Here is a 20,124-nt window from a genome sequence, read left to right as displayed (position 1 = left end):
AAAGGAAGGAAATAAATTACAATACTCTATAACAACGATGAAAATCGCTGTACCCAAGTAAGCGCAAGGGATACAGCGATTTTTTCTTTTGCTAACTGTCAAAGACAGGATGGTATATGGTATTGCAATTATGGGATTGAATGGATGTGGGAAATCTACACTTGCACATGAAATTAGTAAAAGGCTGAATTATTTTGAAATGGATGTAGAAGATTATTATTTTCCGGAACAAAGAGAATCACGGAAAGCAATTCTCGAGCATCAATATGATGTTGAATGTGAGTATTTAGGGGGGCTTCCTTATTCCGTTCCTCGTTCAAAAAAAGAAGTGCAGGAAATGATTCGCGACGATATAAGAAAGCATACACAGTTTGTTATTTCCGGTGTGACAATGAATTGGGAAGCGGATATTTTAGCCGCAATTGATGTAGCATTCATTTTAGAGGCTCCGACTGATGAGCGAGTAAAGCGGGTACAGCATCGAGAAGAAATTAGATTTGGTTCGCGTGTCATGTTTGGTGGCGATATGTACGAGCAACAAAAGGAATTTAGGAGTATCATCGCTGAAAAAAGTAGTCAGACGGTTGAAGAAAGTGCAAATAGATTGACATGCACCAAAGTCAGATTAGACGGAGCAAAAAGTATTGATGAAAATGTTGCAATAATTGTGAGGACAATTGAGAAACTTTGACTTCGTGACAGATAATAATTACAAAAGGAGTAGTGCATATGAAACAAACCGGAACGAAAAGAATAGAAACAGAAAGATTGATTTTAAGAAAATGGACACAGAATGATGCAGAAAGTTTATTTGCTTATGCAAAGAATCCTAATGTAGGTCCAATTGCCGGATGGCCACCACACAAAAATATTGAGGAAAGCAAAAATATTATTGATAATGTTTTTTGTGGGGCTGAATGCTATGCAATATGTGAGAAAGAAAATAATGTTGCAATTGGAGCTGTTGAGTTAAAATTAAATGGGCATACAGATATGACTGAAAGAGATGATGAATGTGAGTTGGGTTATTGGTTGGGAGAACCATTCTGGGGTAGGGGGTACATGCCCGAGGCTGCGAAAGCTCTTTTAAAAAGAGGTTTTGAGGAACTTGGTATGATAACAATCTGGTGTGGATACTATGATGGAAACTATAAGTCAAAAAGAGTTCAGGAGAAACTCGGATTTGTATATCACCATACATGCTATGATGTGCCAGTGCCTCTTCTAAATGAGATCAGAATCGGGCACACTAATATTATGACTAAGGAACACTGGGAAAATAAATAAATTGATATTTTATCTTTGAGAATAAAGCGACAAATTTCAGTTTTTAGAGCTGAATCAACATTTAATGACGATGGAGCTAAAAGTAAATAAATTCAATTATGTTTTATAACCGATATACACCGGCAGTGAAATACCTGCCGGTTTTTTCATGCCTGGAAGGAGGAACTATGTGAAGAGAACAGAAAAAGTATTGTTGATGGTGTTTCTGGTTGTTTCGGTGATATGTGGAAAATACCTCTTGGACTATTGGCAGGATTCCTACGACAATAGGCAGAATTACCGTCAGGTGGAAGAGGTTGCGTTTCCGGAAAAGGATACAGAGGATTATGATACAGAATTCAATGCGGATAACCCAATGACAGCAATAGATGATTTGGATTATCAGGCACTGTTGGATGAAAATGCAGACTGCATTGGGTGGCTGAAGATTGATGGAACTGATATCAGTTATCCGGTCGTGCAGGGAGAAGACAATGAATTTTATCTCCACCATGATTTTCAAAAGAACTATGCTATCTGTGGAACACTGATGTTGGATTGCCGGAATGATATTGATGCCAGGCAGGAACATTTGATTATTTATGGTCACCAAATGAAAGATGGCAGTATGTTCAAACAATTAAATGGGTATAAAAAAGAAGAGTATTACCGTGAGCATAAGGAAATCACGTTATTCTTGAAAAACCAGAAATACCAGTATGAAGTAGCTGCTGTGTATGTGACAAATGTGGCACAAAGCGGTGGTTATTATGATTTTTTACAAAAAGAAACACGAAAACAGCAGATGGATTATTTACAGCAGATGGCAGTTTATCAGCTTTATCCGACGGATGTTAACGTAAGGGAAGATGATGAGCTGCTTTCTTTATCTACCTGTGAATATTCCAGCACCAACGGCAGACTGATTGTACTTGCCAGAAGAATTGGACGATAGGGAGGAAATGCGTATGGCAATGAACAGGATTATGACAATGGCAGAAAAAGAAATTCGGGACTATGCCCAGAGACAGATGGAGCGGGCAGAACAGCGGGGAAATATTGTGTTTACAGAGGAACAGAAGGAACAGATTCTGGAATATGCTGCTTTGACCGGAGATGATTATCATATCAGGAAAATAGTCAGAGACCTGGCAGACGCTGTCCGTTCCTCGGATGAAGAGAAGGTGGATGAAATCCTGGGGGATGCCAGAGAGGAAATTGACGGATTCCCGGATCGTTCCGTAGGAATGGCAGAGCTAAAGGGATATGGCTATACCGCAGATGATATGCTTCCTCTTCGTCAGGAGATGGCGTTGGAGCTTCATCGTGTCGGGGAAAAGGTGTTCTGCCTGCAGTCAGATGGTTTCCATGGGGACTATGCCAGCAGAGAGATGATACTGGAACATGAAGGTCTCTATGGAATTGAAAAAGAGGCGTGGCAGCGTATGCAGGAACAAGAGGACGAAATAGATTTTGAGGAAGCTGGATTGTATCAGCCTCTAATGACAGATCTTGATAGAGACGAAGCATTAAGAATGTTCGATGCGGGGGAGACAGTATTTCTGGTTACCACTTATCAAAGACCGATTGCGGTGCGTGAACGGATGGAGATTGAGAGAGGACCGGAGCATTACCAGATGGAGAGAGAGGATGTGGAACGGATCAGAACGTTGGAAAAACGGATGCAGGAGTATCCACAGATAAAGTCACTGAAAGAGGCGAAACTTCTTCTGGGGACAGAAAACAGATATGGAATATACCAGATCATAGACAGCAGCCCTGGCAGAGAATATGAATTTATGGATCTGAATTTCATTGAAAGGCATGGGTATCAGGTGAGAAAAGAGGACTACGAGCTAATCTATTCCGATGAAATGCATTATGGTGATACATTGGATTCCCTGTATGAAAAGTTCAATATTGCCCATCCGGCGGATTATACCGGGCATTCCTTATCGGTAAGTGATATTGTAGTTCTCAATGAAAATGGAAAAGTAAAAGCCTATTTTGTAGACAGTATCAGTTTCCGTGAATTGCCGGATTTCCTGCAATTGGAGCCGGAACTGAACCAGGAGGAAGTGGCTTACCGGATCGGGGATCAATACTTTTCAATTCAGGTGGCAACAGAGGGATATGATTATTCCATTTATGATAAGGAGTATAAACTCATGGACGGAGGCATTTTGGATGATCCGGATATTTCTATGAGACAGGCTATTCAGAATATTTTAGAAGATGAAGGGCTGGAGCAGTTAGAACGGATACCGGTAGATTATGATGAACTTCAGGAAAAAGCGGAAGAAGTAGAGACAGAGATTCTTCAGGAAGCAAGAAGCCAGAGAAAGCGTGTGCCGGTCATTTCTGATCATACGGAAGCGGAAGCCGGATTAAATGGAATGAGCCGGTCAGAAATCGAAGAGACCGTTTGGGCGATTGCACAGGCAGAGATTATTGAAAATGATCTGGATGCCAGGATACAGGCTGTACGTGTGTACGGCAGCCGTACAAGGGATGGGCTATATAAAGAGGATTCTGATGTGGATGTGGTAATTGCTTATGAGGGAACTGTCCGGGAGGATGATTTGTTTTACATATTGAATGAAGCAGGGTATAAGGTCGGAAATATGCGGGTAGATATGAACCCGATCAGACCGGATAAGACTGGTACGTTAGAAGATTTTCTTGAAAAATCCGAACGGTATCTGGATGAAAAAACGGAGCAGATGAAAGCCAGTGGGGAGTACAAGCCATTGGCGAAAGTAGAAGAGATGGAGGAGGCAAACTACAATATGATCGATAACCTCCTGAACAATATGCCTCCGAAGAAAGAGCCTTATCTGGAATACTATGCTGCAGAATGTGATGAATACCATAGCCTTGGCAAAATATATAAGAGTACCAATCTGGATGAGATACTCGCAAAATACCGGGAAATCATTGATGACTCTACGTTAAGTTACTATGGAAACGGCATGGGCATTATTTACCGTGACCCGAATGATACTTTTTATGATGAAGCGGAGGTATCTTTGGTCAGCCGGAAATCGATCCGGGGAGACAACCTGGATGATGTGGCATTTCTGGCAGCACTTCCAATGGTACATGAGGCATTGGAAAAGATCGTAGAGGTGTTTCCGGATTTTCGATATTATCCCCCGAAGGAATTGAATGTCCATTATTATCCGGAGAAAATGACTGCGGATGAACTGGCGGCGGCACTGGATCAATTAGCGGAAGACTTTGACCATTATGATTATCATGATAACTTTAGCCCGGAGGAAGATATGGTAGAAACTGTCGCACTGGAATTAAGATGCGGATATGCCCATAGGTACATTCCGTTTTTGAAAGATATTATTGAGGAGGAATGCGAAGAGTCTCCACGGGCAGAAGAACTTCTGGAGAAACTGAAAGCCTATCAGCCTGAGATACCGGAGACAGCAGTACCGGTTGTCCGCATCAATTTCTGTGAGGATAAGGAAATGAATATTTCCGGTTATCAGAAGCTGGGAAGCCTGGATGAAATAACAGCCAAAATGGATACAGAACTGGCTTCACAAGCAGATCCAAAGACTGGAATGCCGGAGAAAACAGTTCAGATGTATTTTACGATTTATTATCCGGAGCATAACCAGATGCAGGAATTAAAAGGAAAAATCAATATCGGAGATGGAAATGGCGGTATTGTGAGGCAGTTGAAGAACCAGAATGAGATGAAACTGAACGATGAAAGCTGGCTGAATTACCAAAAGGGTAAGGGCGAAGAATCCTTTCAGGTATATATGGCAGATCTTACGGATATGCAGGAGCATGTGCTGCCATATTTGCAGAGTTTCTGCAGTTTGGAAGAAAGAGCACCTGAACGAGTAGAAGGAGCAGTTCAATTATCGGTGGATGGAGAAAAGAAGTTGGCTGAAAGAGCAGTATTTGATAAGGGCGCCCTAAAACAGGGCTCCCTTTTTGAGAACGAAAAAACAATGGAGAAAAAGGAAAAGAAATCTATTCATGAGCGGTTGAAAATCAATAAGGAGATTATTGCGAAACAGCAGGGAAAAGATAGCAAAGAGAAAGGGGTTGAGCTGGCATGATAGTCTTGTGAGTATATTGTAACGCTAATACAGTGTAGAAATGTATGTTCGTGTAAAATCTGTAGATATATTATAGTGAAGCTCGTAGAAATGCGTAATTACTTAAAATTTTAGCAAAGCCGGAATTTGACAAATATGTGAAGAACCTAGGAAGAAAAATCATATTTTGTGACTGGAAAAGATGAACGATAGGAAGGGGAGTGACGAATGCAGCAGGAGTACAAAGTACGGTGTGGAGATATGGCTATCTTAGCCATTGCTTTATACCGGTCTTTTTTATCAGTATACGAAAGAGGAATAAGATGCAAGTCCAGTCTCAAGCTACATCAAAAACGACAGAATACATTTCAAATAAAAAGCACACGCCCGCACCAACGCCTGCACCGGCACCTGTGGTACAAACATTTGTATATATTCTTTACTTTTCTTGTCATATCAATTTCCTCCATATAAAACGACCAAATAAATGACTATTTTTGAGTTGTAAATCTGTAAAATACAATCAAGAAGGGAAATTTGGACTTTACAATAATGCAGATATTGGATGTTTTTGTGATTTAATTTTGATAAAAAAACAAAATCATGGTAAAATAATAAATTTCGTGTTTTTCGGATTATTGTAGCAAGCAATCTTTACGGAATCCATAAAATGTGATAAAATATATACGGCTTATTATCGATAGTTATGGCGTAGGAATAAGGGTTAAGAACAAATAGTTCTATGCAAAGATAATTGTTGTAGAGCAAAGAGGGAGGTGACATTATGGCTAGTTCATTATGCCCTAATTGTAGAAAACCATTATCAGAGAATGCGCGTTTTTGTATAGAATGTGGTTCTAGAATTGATTTTGGAGTGACTCGAAAGGAAATGGGAAATGATTCCTTAGAAGTTGGTGGCGGTTTAAGGGTTAACAGAAGTGAAACGGCATCAAGTCCTTTTTACGGAAAATACAACAGTTTAAAAGATAAAATAATAAATCCAAAACTATCACCGCTTCCTGAGAAAAAAAGTTTCACATTTAAAAGCTGGGAGGAGATAAAAAGTAGCAATGTTGAATCTGAAACAGAAGGATCCATAGATGAGATATTTGAAGAAACGAAAGTAAGTGAAGAATCAATTGAAGTAACTGTAAAAGAAAATGTTGAGGAAGAATTGTCCGATTCAACAACAGACACAGAATTAGCTGAATCGGAAGAACCAGAACATTGGGCAGAAGTGGATGTGGGTGACAGTACTGCTTCCGAGGAATCAAATGAAATCTCAACGGAGGAAGTAGCAGAAGAAACAATCGAATTGCAAGAAGAAGCTACCGATTTCGAAGCATTAAAAGAACTGTTTTCAGAAACAGACGATTCAATTGACTATGTTGTAGGAGATGCGATAGCAAGCGAAGAGCCAATTGAAGAAATTGCGGAAGAAGAGTTGCCGAATCTAGCATCTAATATAGAAATAGTTGAAACCGAAGAACTGGATTTTCTGGCAGAAGCGATTGCAGATGATAGTACTGCTTCCGATGGATCAGGTGAAATTTCAACAGAGGAAGCAGCAGAAGAAACTGTAGAACTGGAAGAAGAAACTACCGATTTCGAAGCGTTAAAAGAACTGTTTTCAGAAACAGAAGAGTCAATTGATGGAGTGCTAGAAGAAACGACAGCAAGCGAGGATTCAATTGAAGTAAGTGTAGAAGAGAATACTGAGGAAGAGTTGTCAGATACAACAACTGAAACAGAAGCCGCTGAATCGGAAGAAGCAGAACAATTGGAAGAAATGGATGTAGATGACAGTACTGCTTCCGATGGATCAGGTGAAATTCCAACAGAAGAAGCAGCAGAAGAAACTGTAGAACTGCAAGAAGAAGCTACCGATTTCGAAGCGTTAAAAGAACTGTTTTCAGAAACAGAAGAGTCAATTGATGAAGTGCTAGAAGAAACGACAGCAAGCGAGGATCCAATTGAAGTAAGTGTAGAAGAGAATGCTGAGGGAGAGTTGTCAGATACAACAACTGAAACAGAAGCCGCTGAATCGGAAGAAGCAGAGCATTTGGAAGAAGTGGATGTAGATGACAGTACTGCTTCCGATGGATCAGGTGAAATTCCAACAGAAGAAGCAGCAGAAGAAACTGTAGAACTGCAAGAAGAAGCTACCGATTTCGAAGCGTTAAAAGAACTGTTTTCAGAAACAGAAGAGTCAATTGATGAAGTGCTAGAAGAAACGACAGCAAGCGAGGATCCAATTGAAGTAAGTGTAGAAGAGAATGCTGAGGGAGAGTTGTCAGATACAACAACTGAAACAGAAGCCGCTGAATCGGAAGAAGCAGAGCATTTGGAAGAAGTGGATGTAGATGACAGTACTGCTTCCGGGGAATCAGATGAAATTCTAGTAGAGGAAATAACAGAAGAAACTGTTGAGCTACGGGAAGAAGTTGCTGATTTTGAGGCGTTACAGGAACGGTTCTGTGAGCCTATGGTTGAAGAAAGAATCATAGAGCAGTCAATAGATAACGCTGAAGATTCTTGCTCATCCGTTGAAATGGAAACAGAAGTTGTAGAGGATAATGTAAATGATTCATTGTTGGCGGGAATGCAGGAACATGTGGTTTCACATGAACAAAACAGTGATTATGACACGGAGACTTTTGTAAAGCATCTATCTGAAAAAATATGTGATCAAGTTGATACAGAAATAGAAATTCCAGATGTACCACCTTGTAACAATGTGAATCGAATTATTACATCTACAGTAGGTGGTGGTTTTAAAAGAAGAGCTTCTCAAGCTGAAGAAGTTAAAGAAATCACATCCTTTTTCGGTAAAAAGAGAAAAAGATAATAAATATTTATTTATGAAAACGAGGCAAGAATATGGAAGCAGTAATGGAACTGGAAAATAGACCCAATAGAGTAATTACATATTCTGTTGGTGGTGGTTTTAAGAAAAAAGAACCACAAGTCGAGGAGATGAAAGACGTTTGGAAATTTTTAACGGAATTATTATGGAGAGGAGATAAATAATTATGGCAATTTCAGAGGTAATCCAGTGCTCGGCAGAGGCTCAAAATTATTTAGTATGGAAACATCCAGAGGAAAATTTCAATACAACATCACAGCTGATTGTGGATCCAACGCATGAAGCTTTACTTGTTCTTAATGGTAATGCAGCTGATCTGTTTGGTGAGGGAAGACATACATTAACAACATCGAACATCCCACTTCTTAGAAAAATCATAGAGATTCCTACAGGTGGAAAAACCGCATTCCCATGTAAAGTGTATTTTGTAAATAAAGTACATCAAATGGACTTGCTTTGGGGAACAAAAGATGCCATTCCGTTAGAGGATCCTTTGTATGATATTTTCTTACATGTAATGATTCATGGTAGTTTGTCATATTCAATTGTAGACTCAAGAAAATTTTTGCTCAAGCTGGCAGGACTTCGAGATAAATTCACACCAGAAATGTTGGTTTCAAAGTTTAGAGGAATCATTGCTAAGCATGTAAAAGATTGTGTATCCAAAATCATGATCAATGGAAAGCTTAGTTATTTCATGATAAGTGCAAACTTATTAGAGATAAGTGAAGTTCTCCAGGAAAGAATTGGAGAAATCTTTGATGATTACGGTATAGAAATAGAGTTCTTTAACGTTGAAGCGATTTCCGTTCCAAAGGAAGATTATGACGCAGTTAGCAATGCAAAAGAGAGAAGAACTAGTCGTTTGATTGAAGGCTACACATGGCAGGAAGAGCGTCAGATGATGATTGCTGAGAAGTTTGCTGGTAATGAAGGCACAATGGGCGCTCTTGGTGGCATGATGGGTGGCGCTATGGGTGGCATGGTGATGGGAAGTACGATTTCAGAAGTTGCCAGAAATGCGCTTAGCACCGATCGTATTCCAACAGATCCTTCGCCAAAAGATGTATCAGGAATAACTCCGGCAAAGGGAGTGAATTCGTTAACAGGTACATCACCGTTTGATGTTAGTGGCTTTATGAAGAATCCTGTGCCGACACCGGAAAAAGGTGTTAGACCATCTGCTCCATCAGAGGCTGGAACAAAAAAATTCTGCGTAGAGTGTGGAGGGCCTTTAAGCCCTGGTGCGAAGTTCTGCCCTGAGTGTGGACATAAAGTAGAGAACAATGTGTGTCCTGGCTGTGGGAATGCAATCAAGCCAGGAATGAAATTCTGTCCGGAATGTGGATACGATTTGAGATAGGAGATAAAAGAGATGAAAAAAAGTACTGCTAAAAAAAGTTGGATTATGACAGCAGTTATTTACGCTATCATTTTTGCGGTTTTCAACCTGTTAGTGTTTGTAATTGCAAATGAGAAGAACGGAGTATTTTGGATGAGCTACGCATTTATGTGCATAGCATTTATTGTTCAGATTGCGAGTATGCTTCTTGCATTAAGAAGTTTGGAAACAGAGACAGTATTTATGGGTATCCCACTGGCTTCGCTCTCTTTGTATTATTTCTTTGCTGCGATTTTTGTGGGTGCAGTATTTATGTTTTTCCAAAATGCACCATTTAAATTAGCGCTTGTACTCCAAATCCTGATTTTAGCGATTTATGTGGTGATTGCCATTATGGCTTTAATGTCAAGAAATGTTGTTCAAGATGTTAACGATAATTTGAAAGAAAATGTCGAAGCAATCAAGACTCTTGTAGTGGATGTTGATGTGTTCATTCCGCAGGTAAATGATCCGGCTTTGAAAAAATCACTAAAGAAATTAAGTGAGACCATTAAGTATTCTGACCCAATGTCTAATGCTGCGGTTGCTGACATTGAGGAACAGATTATGCAGACAGTAAACGAACTTCGAATCAATATTGAAAATAGCAGGAATGCAGAGGCAATACAGACTTGTAAAGATATCGAAGTTTTGTTTATGCAGAGAAATAGCCTTTTAAAAGCAACTAAATAACAGATAAAAGAACGAGAGGGGAAGCATAATGGCCACTAGTTATAAACATTTACGCTGCCCTGGCTGCGACGGGACATTAAAGTACGTTAAAGAAAAAAAGGTTTGGGAATGTATTTATTGCGGAAATGAAATACGGCGAGAAGAAGAGTATGACGGTTTATATACGATCAAAAATGTTGTGAAACAGGTTTTGGTAGATTTGGCATATAACCGCATGGATACAGCAACTAAAAATCTAGTTGAATGCCAAAAAATCAGTTCGGATTATGTCGGCACACTTATCGCAGAGATATGTCTGAAAGTCTTTACACTGATTACCCCAGGGGCCTGCCAACAAAGTGAAATCAAGGGAATATTTGGTCAAGTTAAAAGACTTTATATGAAACTCGAATCGGTAGCTGATGGTGGAATATCGACGGAGGAAGAAGCATTATACGAGGCATTTGATGAGAATGGCGATGCATTCGGTGTATTAGTATTGGTGTATGACACATTACAGGCACAAGCACATCTCCAGTTTGTGTTAGATTTGTTTGACGTGTCATATGTATATTCAAAAAGCCTAAATGCAAATCTGCTTAATTATGCGTTGAAAAATGAAAAGCCTGAAATTGCAGATAAAATATTCGCAAATTCGGACAATATTAATTGTCATGATGCATTTTTCGTGTGCTTGAATTCGTATGAGGATTCCAATCAGAAGAGACAACGACTGATTCCTATTATGGAAAAGGCGGAATTTAGACAGGATGATTATAAGAAAATTGATACATATCTGACTAATACCATGGATGGTATCGAAACAAAAATTATGATTTATGAGAAATCGGTATCGTATGGTATTGCTCCGCCTATGCAATGTGTTGTTGAACATATTCTTAATGAGCCTAATATTTCTGATATGCAAATATCGGATGTGTACAAAGCTTTTTGTGCAACCAAGCCTAAGGATGCAGAACTCTATGATTTGATTACGGATATTTATATCAAACATAAAGGGGAAAACGCATGCAAAGAAATGCAAGAACTGGTTAACAATGATATTTTTATCAAAATGTCAGATAAACTTGTGAGAGGCATGGTTGTTCGAAAAGACCTTACAGTAGACGAACGAATAAAACTTTTGGAACATGCAGAACAGTGCAAATTAAGTCCTAAGGATAATGATGCAATAATCACGGAAATACTTCTTAGAGTTGACGAGAGTTTTGAGAATAGAATTGCTTTAGTAAAGACATTGATTGAGTATATTGATACCATTTCAACTAATTCGCTTACTGAGTACATTGTCAATTCGACGGTAGATGGCGACAAAAAGCCGGAAATGTTAGAAGAACTATTTAAGCTAAATCTTAATATGAGTTTTTTTCGTGATGTGCTTAATAACTATATCAAATATTCAAAAGATTCATCAGAAACAAAAAATGCGGTGACTCAGCTCTTGAGTAATAGTGGTATTGGTGTGGACAGTAACATGCTCTTGGATATAGCTTGCGAGGCCAATGAAACTAATTATATGGAAAAGGCAGATTTCATTCAGAAATCTATTAATAATGGCACGAGAGTAAATGCGGATAGTTTAAGCCTATACTTAGAACGTGTATCAGTCGAAAAGTATCGTAGTGAACTGATTTCATTATTAACAACACCGATCTCCAGAATTACAGATAAAGCCTTAGCCAATTATGTTTTGTTTTCTGAGGATCCAATGGAAATTAAATTGCAGAACGCAATTGTATTTGCTGAGAAAAACGGAAAGACTTTTGGTGAGTCTGAATGTGAAGTGAAGCACCTGAATTCTACGATAAGGTGTAATCTTTTTCAGGGATACGTTTTAGCGGCGGATGATTCTAGTGTGACTGTTCAGTCTATTGTTGGCGCAATGAAACAGGCAAAAGCCAAATTAAATGCTCCTATTTTGGTGAATGGTAAGAGTCAGAAATTTAAAAAGTATATAACCGATAATAAATCTCAGTTATCGCAGATGACTATAACGTTATGTGAAGAAAATAATGTGTTCTCCTTCTTCTTCTAGAGATAGGGTTTACTAAAGAGACGGAGGTGTTGTGATGATATATTGTCTTGAAGCTGATAATGGACAATTAGTTGGTTGCTGTGCAGCAGAGATAATCTCTGTCCCTTTTTATGAGCTAATAAGTCAGAATTTGGAAAAAGCTAATCGCGATGTGCAGGTTGTATGTTCACAAATGCTAAATGGATTTTCTCGACAGATGGATAGTGAAAATACATCTGTTGAGTTATTGTGGCAGAGTATCGCAACTACAGACCAAACATATGAGGCCCAGGTTAGAATGTTAATTTTATTTAGAAAACTTGGGACAAGTGATCAGGCTGAATATATTAAATATTCGTTAAAAAATCATATAAAAGTATTTCGTGATGAAATGGCTGCTCTTAATTATGAAATATCTGAGTTCAATGATGAGGCGGAGTATATAGATTTACAGCAAGATTTGTTAAAGATACAAACAAAAAAAACCTATGCTGTAGCGAAAAAAGAACGAGTATTTTCAATGCCGCTATATGGATATGTATATTATAACGATTTAATTAAACCTTCAGAAAATATAAATACATCTTCCATAACTAATGCTCTTACAAATCATCCGAATAGTGTGGTTTCTCTGCAAATTATTCCTACGAATTTTACAGAGCAGGAAGCTCAGATGATTGAACTGATGAAGAACAACATGAATATGTATGCGACAAATATGAGATTTCAAAGGGGGCCTCATCTCGATTTGAATCTCAGAAATATTGTTGATTATTATGAAAAATCTTCTATGGCATTACATGAATCATGTTATTACTATAATTTTTTGGTTTATTCGGACGAACATGGAGCGGCGTCTCTCGGCAGCAAGATGATTGAACAATTAGAGACAGAAGATCGCGAGTGGGAAAGTGCATTTGAACTTATTGATGTTACGAATTTCATAAGTAATGCTGGCGAGAACTTTTTTGTTAGTCCATGGGTTAATGCAAATGTATTAGTGTATCAAATTCGAGAGCAGGCATTTTGGCAGATTGAAAATGCTCCGACTTACATGTTACGAATGCGACAGCTTCTCGGAGTAAAGGAATTAAAATCAATTTTTAAACTGCCTATTGATGATGGGAATACGATTGGTTTAGAAAGCAGACGAACACAGAGTAATAAAGAAAAGCTTAATAGCAGAATCATGGCCGAAGGAAGCTTCAAGTTAGGAAGAATACGAAATGTAATTAAGTCGAGAGAAGCAGGAACTTCGGAAGCCGGTATTCCACTTAATGATTTTACGCAACATGGTTTGATTGTAGGTATGCCCGGAACTGGAAAAACTAATTTTTCATTAGGATTACTTATGCAGTTTTGGAGAGATTTCCAGATTCCATTTCTTGTAATTGAGCCAACAAAAAATGAGTATAGGTCATTAGTTGATGCAATCCCGGATATACAGATATTTACGCCAGGTAAAGGGGATGTATCTCCATATATTATTAATCCATTTATTCCACCTGATAACGTTACAGTAGAAACATATGCACCGGGATTAATGACTGCATTCAAGGCTGCATTTAATATGCCAAGTCCATTGCCGAATGTTTTTACCAATGCGATAAATAACGCATATGTTAAATATGGATGGAAAAAGCGAAGTACTTCTGCTGATCCTGATGTAGAAAAATTTGGAATGTATGAGTTTATTCGCGTATTTAAGCAGGTGGCTTCTAATCTTGGCTATAAAGGAGAAAGCAAGGCAAATATTGAAAGTGCAGGCGTTTTACGATTAGTTAGTCTGATAGAACAGAATAGTAATATTTATGACACGGTTAATACGATTCCTTTACAGGATTTGTTGAATAAACCGACAATCATTGAATTAAATGCTATATCAGATAAAGAGCAGAAATCGCTAATTATGGCATTTCTTCTCATGATGATATGTACGCATACAAAGAATAATAATATTGGCGATGGAAAATTAAAAAATGTCATTTTGATAGATGAGGCGCATGTTCTTCTTGAAAAGGGAAATGGATCCGATGCAGGAGACACTAGAGCAGCTACTATATCAACGATAGAGGATATGATTGCCGAGGTTCGGTCACTGGGTACTAGTATTATCATTGCAGATCAAAGTCCAACAAAAATCGGAAGATATATTGTTGCAAATACAAATGTAAAGATGATGTTCAAGCTTGTTGAAAAAGAAAGCAGAGACATTATGAGTGTTACGACAAATATGAGTCCTGCAGAGTATGAAGAATTAGCAAGACTTGGTGTTGGGCAAGCTATGCTTCATTTTGGAAAGATTAATTCGCCGCTTCAAATTGCCACATATAATGTTGAAGAAGTAGCACCAATAAGGAAAGTGATTTCTGATTCGGAAATCCATGAACTTGAAAGGTATTGGGTGGATCCTGAACATGCAAAATTGTTAGTGCCACATAGAGAGTGTAAATACAACAAGTATTGTGGTGAACAGTGTGATTTATGTATGAAGGATGATGCGGATTATGTTGCTACAAAAATTTTTCAAGATTTTCCAGAAAAAATTCAGGAAAAGAAAGAGTTTGTGAGATTTCTTGTGAGCATGAATCCTGAAATTATAAAGATACTTAATAACCGTCCTTCTATGAAAAAAACAAAACAGATGGTGAATTGCGTGAAGATAAAATATTTCAGAAAGGCGCTACTTGAGGTACCGTTCTCAATTAATGATGAAGAATATGAAATGATAGTAAATCATGCAAAGTTTCTTTACCATCTGGAAAGGAGTTAGTCTATGTGTGATGAATTAGAGTCTGGCTTCGATTCTTTTGATGATGTAAGCGACTCCTTCGACGATGTTTCAGTGGACGACTTATCATCTACCATGGATGAAGTTCCCATAATGGATGATGATATGGGGGCGTTTGAAGATTTTGAAGATGTATCAGAACCAGTTACTGATGATTCGGTAATGGATTTGATGGATGAGACTGAGTTTGATATAGACGAAGGTATCTTTGAGGACGATATGATGCAATATGAGGATATTGGCGGATTAGATACCGAAGATATTGATGATGTATCGTTTGATATTCAAGATGACACTTTGCTAGATGAGTTGGATTATATCGAAGACATTCAGGAAGATACTTTGCTAGATGAATCTGATGTCAGTGATGAGCTTATTATTGATTCAGGTAATACGTTAGATGCAGTTATAGAAGATGAATCGAACGATGATACATTGGTAGAAAACGTAGAGAGCGAAGTGTCAACTGAGGATGTTCAAGAGCATCTCTATGAAGATGATACGCAAAGTGTGGAACAAGATGAATTGACTGATGATTTGGACGAAATGGACTTATCAGTGAGCCAGGATGAGACACAAACACTAGAGGATGAATTCACTGAAGAAAGCGAAGAGAGTCAGAACGATTCAGAAGATTTTTCTGAAGAATATGAGAGTAGCGAGAATATACAGGACGATAACGAAACTACAGATATTGTTGAAAATGAACCAGAAAATACCGATGAGAATTCCGAAGAGGTCATTGGAATTGAAGAGACGGAGTCGTCAGTATATGGCGAGGCTGAGGAGTTCACAACCGATGAAAGTGACTTTGCTCAAATAGAATCTAGTACTGGAGAGGATATATCATCTGAAATCGAGACCGAAATAAATGATATTGAAGAGGATAGCATTGAGGTCGGCCCTGAAACTTCTGATGAGATAGAAAATGCAAATTCATTAGATGATTCAGATTTTATGTCAGATGAAATTGAAACGATCGAGCCAGTAGAAGAAAATGCTCCAGAAACAACCTCGGAATTAGATTCTTCTGAGGAGACAATCACACTGGATGAAATGTCGGAAAATTCGGCATTGGACAATATGACGGAATACATGGCAGAACATAATTATGGTCGAGATGATTTCGAAACATATAGTCAGGATCCGGAGTGGCAGCAATTAAATAATGAATTGTTAGAATCAGATGGCCGCGAACCGATAGACTATAGCGAGAATGTAGAGACGTCAGCGATGGATAGCATGACGGAATATATGTATGAGCATAACTATGGTCGAGATGATTTCGAGACATATAGCCAAGACCCAGAGTGGCAGCAATTGAACAATGACCTGCTACAAGAGATGGGTCGCGAACCGATAGACTATAGCGAAAATACAGAGACGTCAGCGATGGATAGCATGACGGAATATATGTATGAGCATAACTATGGTCGAGATGACTTCGAGACATATAGTCAAGATCCAGAGTGGCAGCAATTGAACAATGACCTGCTACAAGAGATGGGTCGCGAACCGATAGACTATAGCGAAAATACAGAGACGTCGGCTATGGATAGCATGACGGAATACATGTATGAGCATAACTATGGTCGAGATGATTTCGAGACGTATAGTCAAGATCCGGAGTGGCAACAGTTGAACAACGACTTGTTACAAGAGATGGGGCGCGAACCGATAGACTATAGCGAAAATACAGAGACGTCGGCTATGGATAGCATGACGGAATACATGTATGGGCATAACTATGGTCGAGATGATTTCGAGACATATAGCCAAGACCCAGAGTGGCAGCAATTGAACAACGACTTGTTACAAGAGATGGGGCGTGAACCAATTGATTATGACGAAACCGGAGAGACTTCCATCGAGGATACGGATTATAATGACATTCCGGAATCAGAACAATCAATTTCAGACATCATGGACAATGTCGAGGTTGATGATATGGAGTCATTGGACGATGCCCTTGATAATGATTTGGCTAAACCGGATTCTTCTGTGGAAGAATGGATGAATGATGTTAGTGACCCAACACTTGATGAAGCATTTGAACTTGATGACGTTGTAGAAAATCCAACGGTCGTAGAGGAACTCGAAATTGTTGATGCTCCATATGATATTGAACATAATGTGGAATTCGCAGAATCTTTACTCGAGGATCGCCCTGAATTGACAGAAATGTTTAGAAATGGGGAGTTCTTTGAGCAAGGAAACAATGAACACGGATTTGAAGGTACATGTGGTGAAACAACGCAGGCAAATACATTAAATAAACTGTTGGGAACCAATGAAATTACAGAGAATGATGTGCTAAATATTGCAATAGATAAAAACCTATGTGAAGTGGATGTTTTGGATCCAGCAAACAGTGGTGGAACTAGTACGGAACAGTTCATGCAACTGTATGATGAAATGAATCATCGTGTTGGAGATAAATTAAACATTGAATTATTTGATTATGATGATGCATTAGGTATTGATGATATGGCATCTAGGATTGAAAATGGCAGTGTTTTAAATATTGCCGTAGATTCTTATGAATTATGGGATCAACCTAGAGATATAACTGACACGGCTCATTACACAGATCATTGGATTAGTGTGACAGGTGTTGATAGAAGTGTCGATGGTGGTATAATAGGTTTCAAGATTGTCGATTCGGGTGGTGGTGAAAGCTATTTGGATATTGATAAGTTTGAACGGTGCTATTATGGCGCTAAAGACAGTCCGGTAATAGATCCAACATGCATTGTTGTTTCGAGAAAGGGGAAATAGGTAATGAGTAATTTTATCAAAACCCAAGATATAGTAAAAGAAATGAATAAAAAAGCATTGGGAGGGGCAAAGAACCCACATTCGTGTTCGCTTCCTGTGTTGAGAAAAGTGGATGGTGATTATGGAATCTGTCTGTTTACTCAGTTATATACCAAGGAACAGATGAGTACTGGAATGATGCAAAGACCATCGTATTGGTGTTTGACAAACATACTAGATGGCGGGAATTTCAGAGAGTACAGTTGCAAAGAATCTGAATTTTGTTCTGCCCCATATAATAGGTTTTACAGTAAAGGAGCACCAGAAAAACGGGGAGACAAACAGGATATTATAAATCTCTATTTGCAGTTTGATAATATCAGAAAACATTACATTGAGACAGGAATACTAGATGCATTTTCTTATAAGAAATATCTGGCAGATTTATTCAAAATTGTTCCATCAGGACAAATCAATTTCTATAAGGAATTATCGAAAATGATATAAGTGTTAGAAAGGAAGTGAGAAAATGACTCAAGAAGAATATGAACGCGAGCAACAAGAAATAGAGCGTCTTATTAATGAGATTAATCGATTGGTAGATGAAAACAATCGTCTTACGAATGAGATTAATGAAGCGTTAGAAAATATTAATATTCTACGAAATAATGTTGTTACCTTGCATAATAATCTCGAACCAAGAATGAGAGGGGTTTCCGGTGAGGTAGAAGTTAATAGCGAGCAGACACAGGCTGTTAGTCGAGCAATAAAGGAAATGTCGTCTCAATACTTTACTTTTAAGGCACTTTCTACTGCATCGAAAAATGTTACACAATATACGGACGAATATCACACCCGTTTTTCGTATTACAATAATTTGAGAAGAATTACACTTGGCTATGTTATTGGTCTTGATTCTAATTTTGTCTCAAATGAAAATATGCGTCAAATGGTTGAGAAAGCATATCTGCAAAATTCAGAGTACTGGTTGGCGTATGCTACGATGGCTGTTATGTTGTGGGCAAGTAACGAGAAGGAAGCTGCTAAAAGAGCATTGGATAAAGCAATGTTTATTGAACCGCAAAAAGCATCATTATACTTTATGCTGATTAATCTTCGATTCTCACGTAATGAAACTGCACAGAATTGGTTTGTAAACTATATGGATCGAGTTAATCCGTCGAATCTTGGCGAAGAATGGCAGTATCTGCTTCAAGCATATTTGGCAGGAGCATTTGGTGAAGATGAAGGGTTCCAGGCTGAGGTCGGCAAGTACTTTAAAAAGATGATTGTTCAGTCAGAAGCCACAACAGCTGATTTTAACAAGAGATTTGTGGATCGTTCATTCAGATATGCGGAGAATTATCTCCATCAGACAAAAGAAAATTTTCCACATCTAAAGGGAACCTGCACCGACTATGACACACTGATAAAAACGTTATCAAGTGCAGAAAAGAATGCATTACTGGCGAAGTATTACGACGATCTCTTACACAAAGAAGACCAGCGTGGAGAGGATATTTTCCAGAGAATAGAAAATGTTCTGTATTCGTTAGTAAATGCGTATGATGATGCTGAACTAGAGGTGGTTAAGAAAATCAAGCTTAACGAGCATATAATTTCTGCGCAAGGTGATCAGACAGCGGCGCGAAGAAAATTCGACGAAGAATTTGGCAAAGAACAGAATAAGACATTTGCAGATCTTTTGACGGATTGGGCATTTGTTGAAGATAGCAATATTACTCCTCTGAGTGTTAGACATTTTGCAATATCATGCATGAAGAACTGGATTATCAAAGGATATGAAAAACATGCAGACTCTTATAGAGAAAATGTTAAAACTGCATATACATTTAACATTGACGGATGCGATGTAACATGTTCAGAAGAAGATTTTTCTCAAGGAAAAGAAAAGATTGAGAAATATTATGAAAAGAATAAATGGAAAAATATCTTGGCAGATAAGTTTGTTAAAATATATGGCTTGATTGCAATTGCGGGCATACTTCTTTTGGTAATCATGGGTGTGCAATTAGCTAAAGGGGCATTTTCACCAATCGCATTAACAGCCGGTATTTTGTTGGTACTTTTAGGTGTGTTTATGTTTTGGCGTCAATCAGTTGCGATGGCAGAACAATTAAAAGAGAAGCAACGATTGAGTATCCAAAGATTTCAACATGCTTTGGAAGAACTTGAACAATGGAGAGTTCTTTATGAAGCAGAGGATGCAAAATTTGCAGATTTACAGGCTGCATTAATGCAATTTGGAAACATTGAGGATTAGGAGGG

13 protein-coding genes are annotated in these 20,124 nt (G+C 38.4%); all 13 read left to right on the top strand.

Going from position 1 to position 20,124, the window contains the following annotated elements; all coding sequences use genetic code 11:
- Positions 1-130: 130 nt before the first annotated feature.
- The 13 genes from ACTNBF_RS13790 to ACTNBF_RS13730 all read left to right on the top strand — a co-directional run bounded on the left by ACTNBF_RS13790 (position 131) and on the right by ACTNBF_RS13730 (position 20,119).
- Positions 131-691 carry an AAA family ATPase gene (locus tag ACTNBF_RS13790; protein WP_441089461.1) on the top strand — a complete coding sequence of 187 codons (561 nt, stop codon included), beginning with the start codon at positions 131-133 and terminating at the stop codon, positions 689-691.
- A 38-nt stretch (positions 692-729) separates the two neighbouring features.
- A complete protein-coding gene (locus tag ACTNBF_RS13785; protein WP_441050244.1) occupies positions 730-1,287 on the top strand; it encodes a GNAT family N-acetyltransferase in 558 nt (185 codons plus the stop codon).
- A 169-nt stretch (positions 1,288-1,456) separates the two neighbouring features.
- Positions 1,457-2,221 carry a class B sortase gene (gene srtB / locus ACTNBF_RS13780; protein ID WP_441050245.1) on the top strand — a complete coding sequence of 255 codons (765 nt, stop codon included), beginning with the start codon at positions 1,457-1,459 and terminating at the stop codon, positions 2,219-2,221.
- A 13-nt stretch (positions 2,222-2,234) separates the two neighbouring features.
- Positions 2,235-5,354, top strand: coding sequence for a YodL domain-containing protein (locus ACTNBF_RS13775; protein ID WP_441050246.1), 3,120 nt, complete (start codon positions 2,235-2,237; stop codon positions 5,352-5,354).
- Positions 5,355-6,117: 763 nt separating this feature from the next.
- Positions 6,118-8,181, top strand: a complete 2,064-nt coding sequence (locus ACTNBF_RS13770) for a zinc ribbon domain-containing protein (protein ID WP_441050247.1) — start codon at positions 6,118-6,120, stop codon at positions 8,179-8,181.
- 32 nt (positions 8,182-8,213) lie between these two features.
- A complete protein-coding gene (locus ACTNBF_RS13765) occupies positions 8,214-8,363 on the top strand; it encodes a hypothetical protein (RefSeq protein WP_441050248.1) in 150 nt (49 codons plus the stop codon).
- A 2-nt stretch (positions 8,364-8,365) separates the two neighbouring features.
- A complete protein-coding gene (locus tag ACTNBF_RS13760; protein WP_441050249.1) occupies positions 8,366-9,562 on the top strand; it encodes an SPFH domain-containing protein in 1,197 nt (398 codons plus the stop codon).
- Positions 9,563-9,574: 12 nt separating this feature from the next.
- Positions 9,575-10,273 (top strand): hypothetical protein, encoded by a 699-nt coding sequence (locus ACTNBF_RS13755; RefSeq protein ID WP_441050250.1) that lies wholly within the window; start codon positions 9,575-9,577, stop codon positions 10,271-10,273.
- Between the two features lie 28 nt (positions 10,274-10,301).
- The gene (locus tag ACTNBF_RS13750; RefSeq protein ID WP_441050251.1) at positions 10,302-12,308 is read left to right on the top strand and encodes a hypothetical protein; all 2,007 of its coding nucleotides are present in this window, start codon (positions 10,302-10,304) and stop codon (positions 12,306-12,308) included.
- Between the two features lie 34 nt (positions 12,309-12,342).
- Positions 12,343-15,060 carry an ATP-binding protein gene (locus ACTNBF_RS13745; protein ID WP_441050252.1) on the top strand — a complete coding sequence of 906 codons (2,718 nt, stop codon included), beginning with the start codon at positions 12,343-12,345 and terminating at the stop codon, positions 15,058-15,060.
- Positions 15,061-15,063: 3 nt separating this feature from the next.
- Entirely contained in the window at positions 15,064-17,856 is a 2,793-nt protein-coding gene (locus ACTNBF_RS13740; protein WP_441089460.1) for a hypothetical protein, read from the top strand.
- A gap of 3 nt (positions 17,857-17,859) precedes the next feature.
- A complete protein-coding gene (locus ACTNBF_RS13735; RefSeq protein ID WP_441050370.1) occupies positions 17,860-18,342 on the top strand; it encodes a hypothetical protein in 483 nt (160 codons plus the stop codon).
- A 22-nt stretch (positions 18,343-18,364) separates the two neighbouring features.
- On the top strand, positions 18,365-20,119 hold the full coding sequence (locus tag ACTNBF_RS13730) for a hypothetical protein (RefSeq protein ID WP_441050371.1): 1,755 nt from the start codon (positions 18,365-18,367) through the stop codon (positions 20,117-20,119).
- The last annotated feature ends 5 nt before the right edge of the window (positions 20,120-20,124 follow it).

Origin of the sequence: Bariatricus sp. HCP28S3_A4 (assembly GCF_052066395.1) — a bacterium.
Lineage (GTDB): Bacteria > Bacillota > Clostridia > Lachnospirales > Lachnospiraceae > Allocoprococcus.
This window is presented reverse-complemented; position numbering and strand designations above follow the sequence as displayed.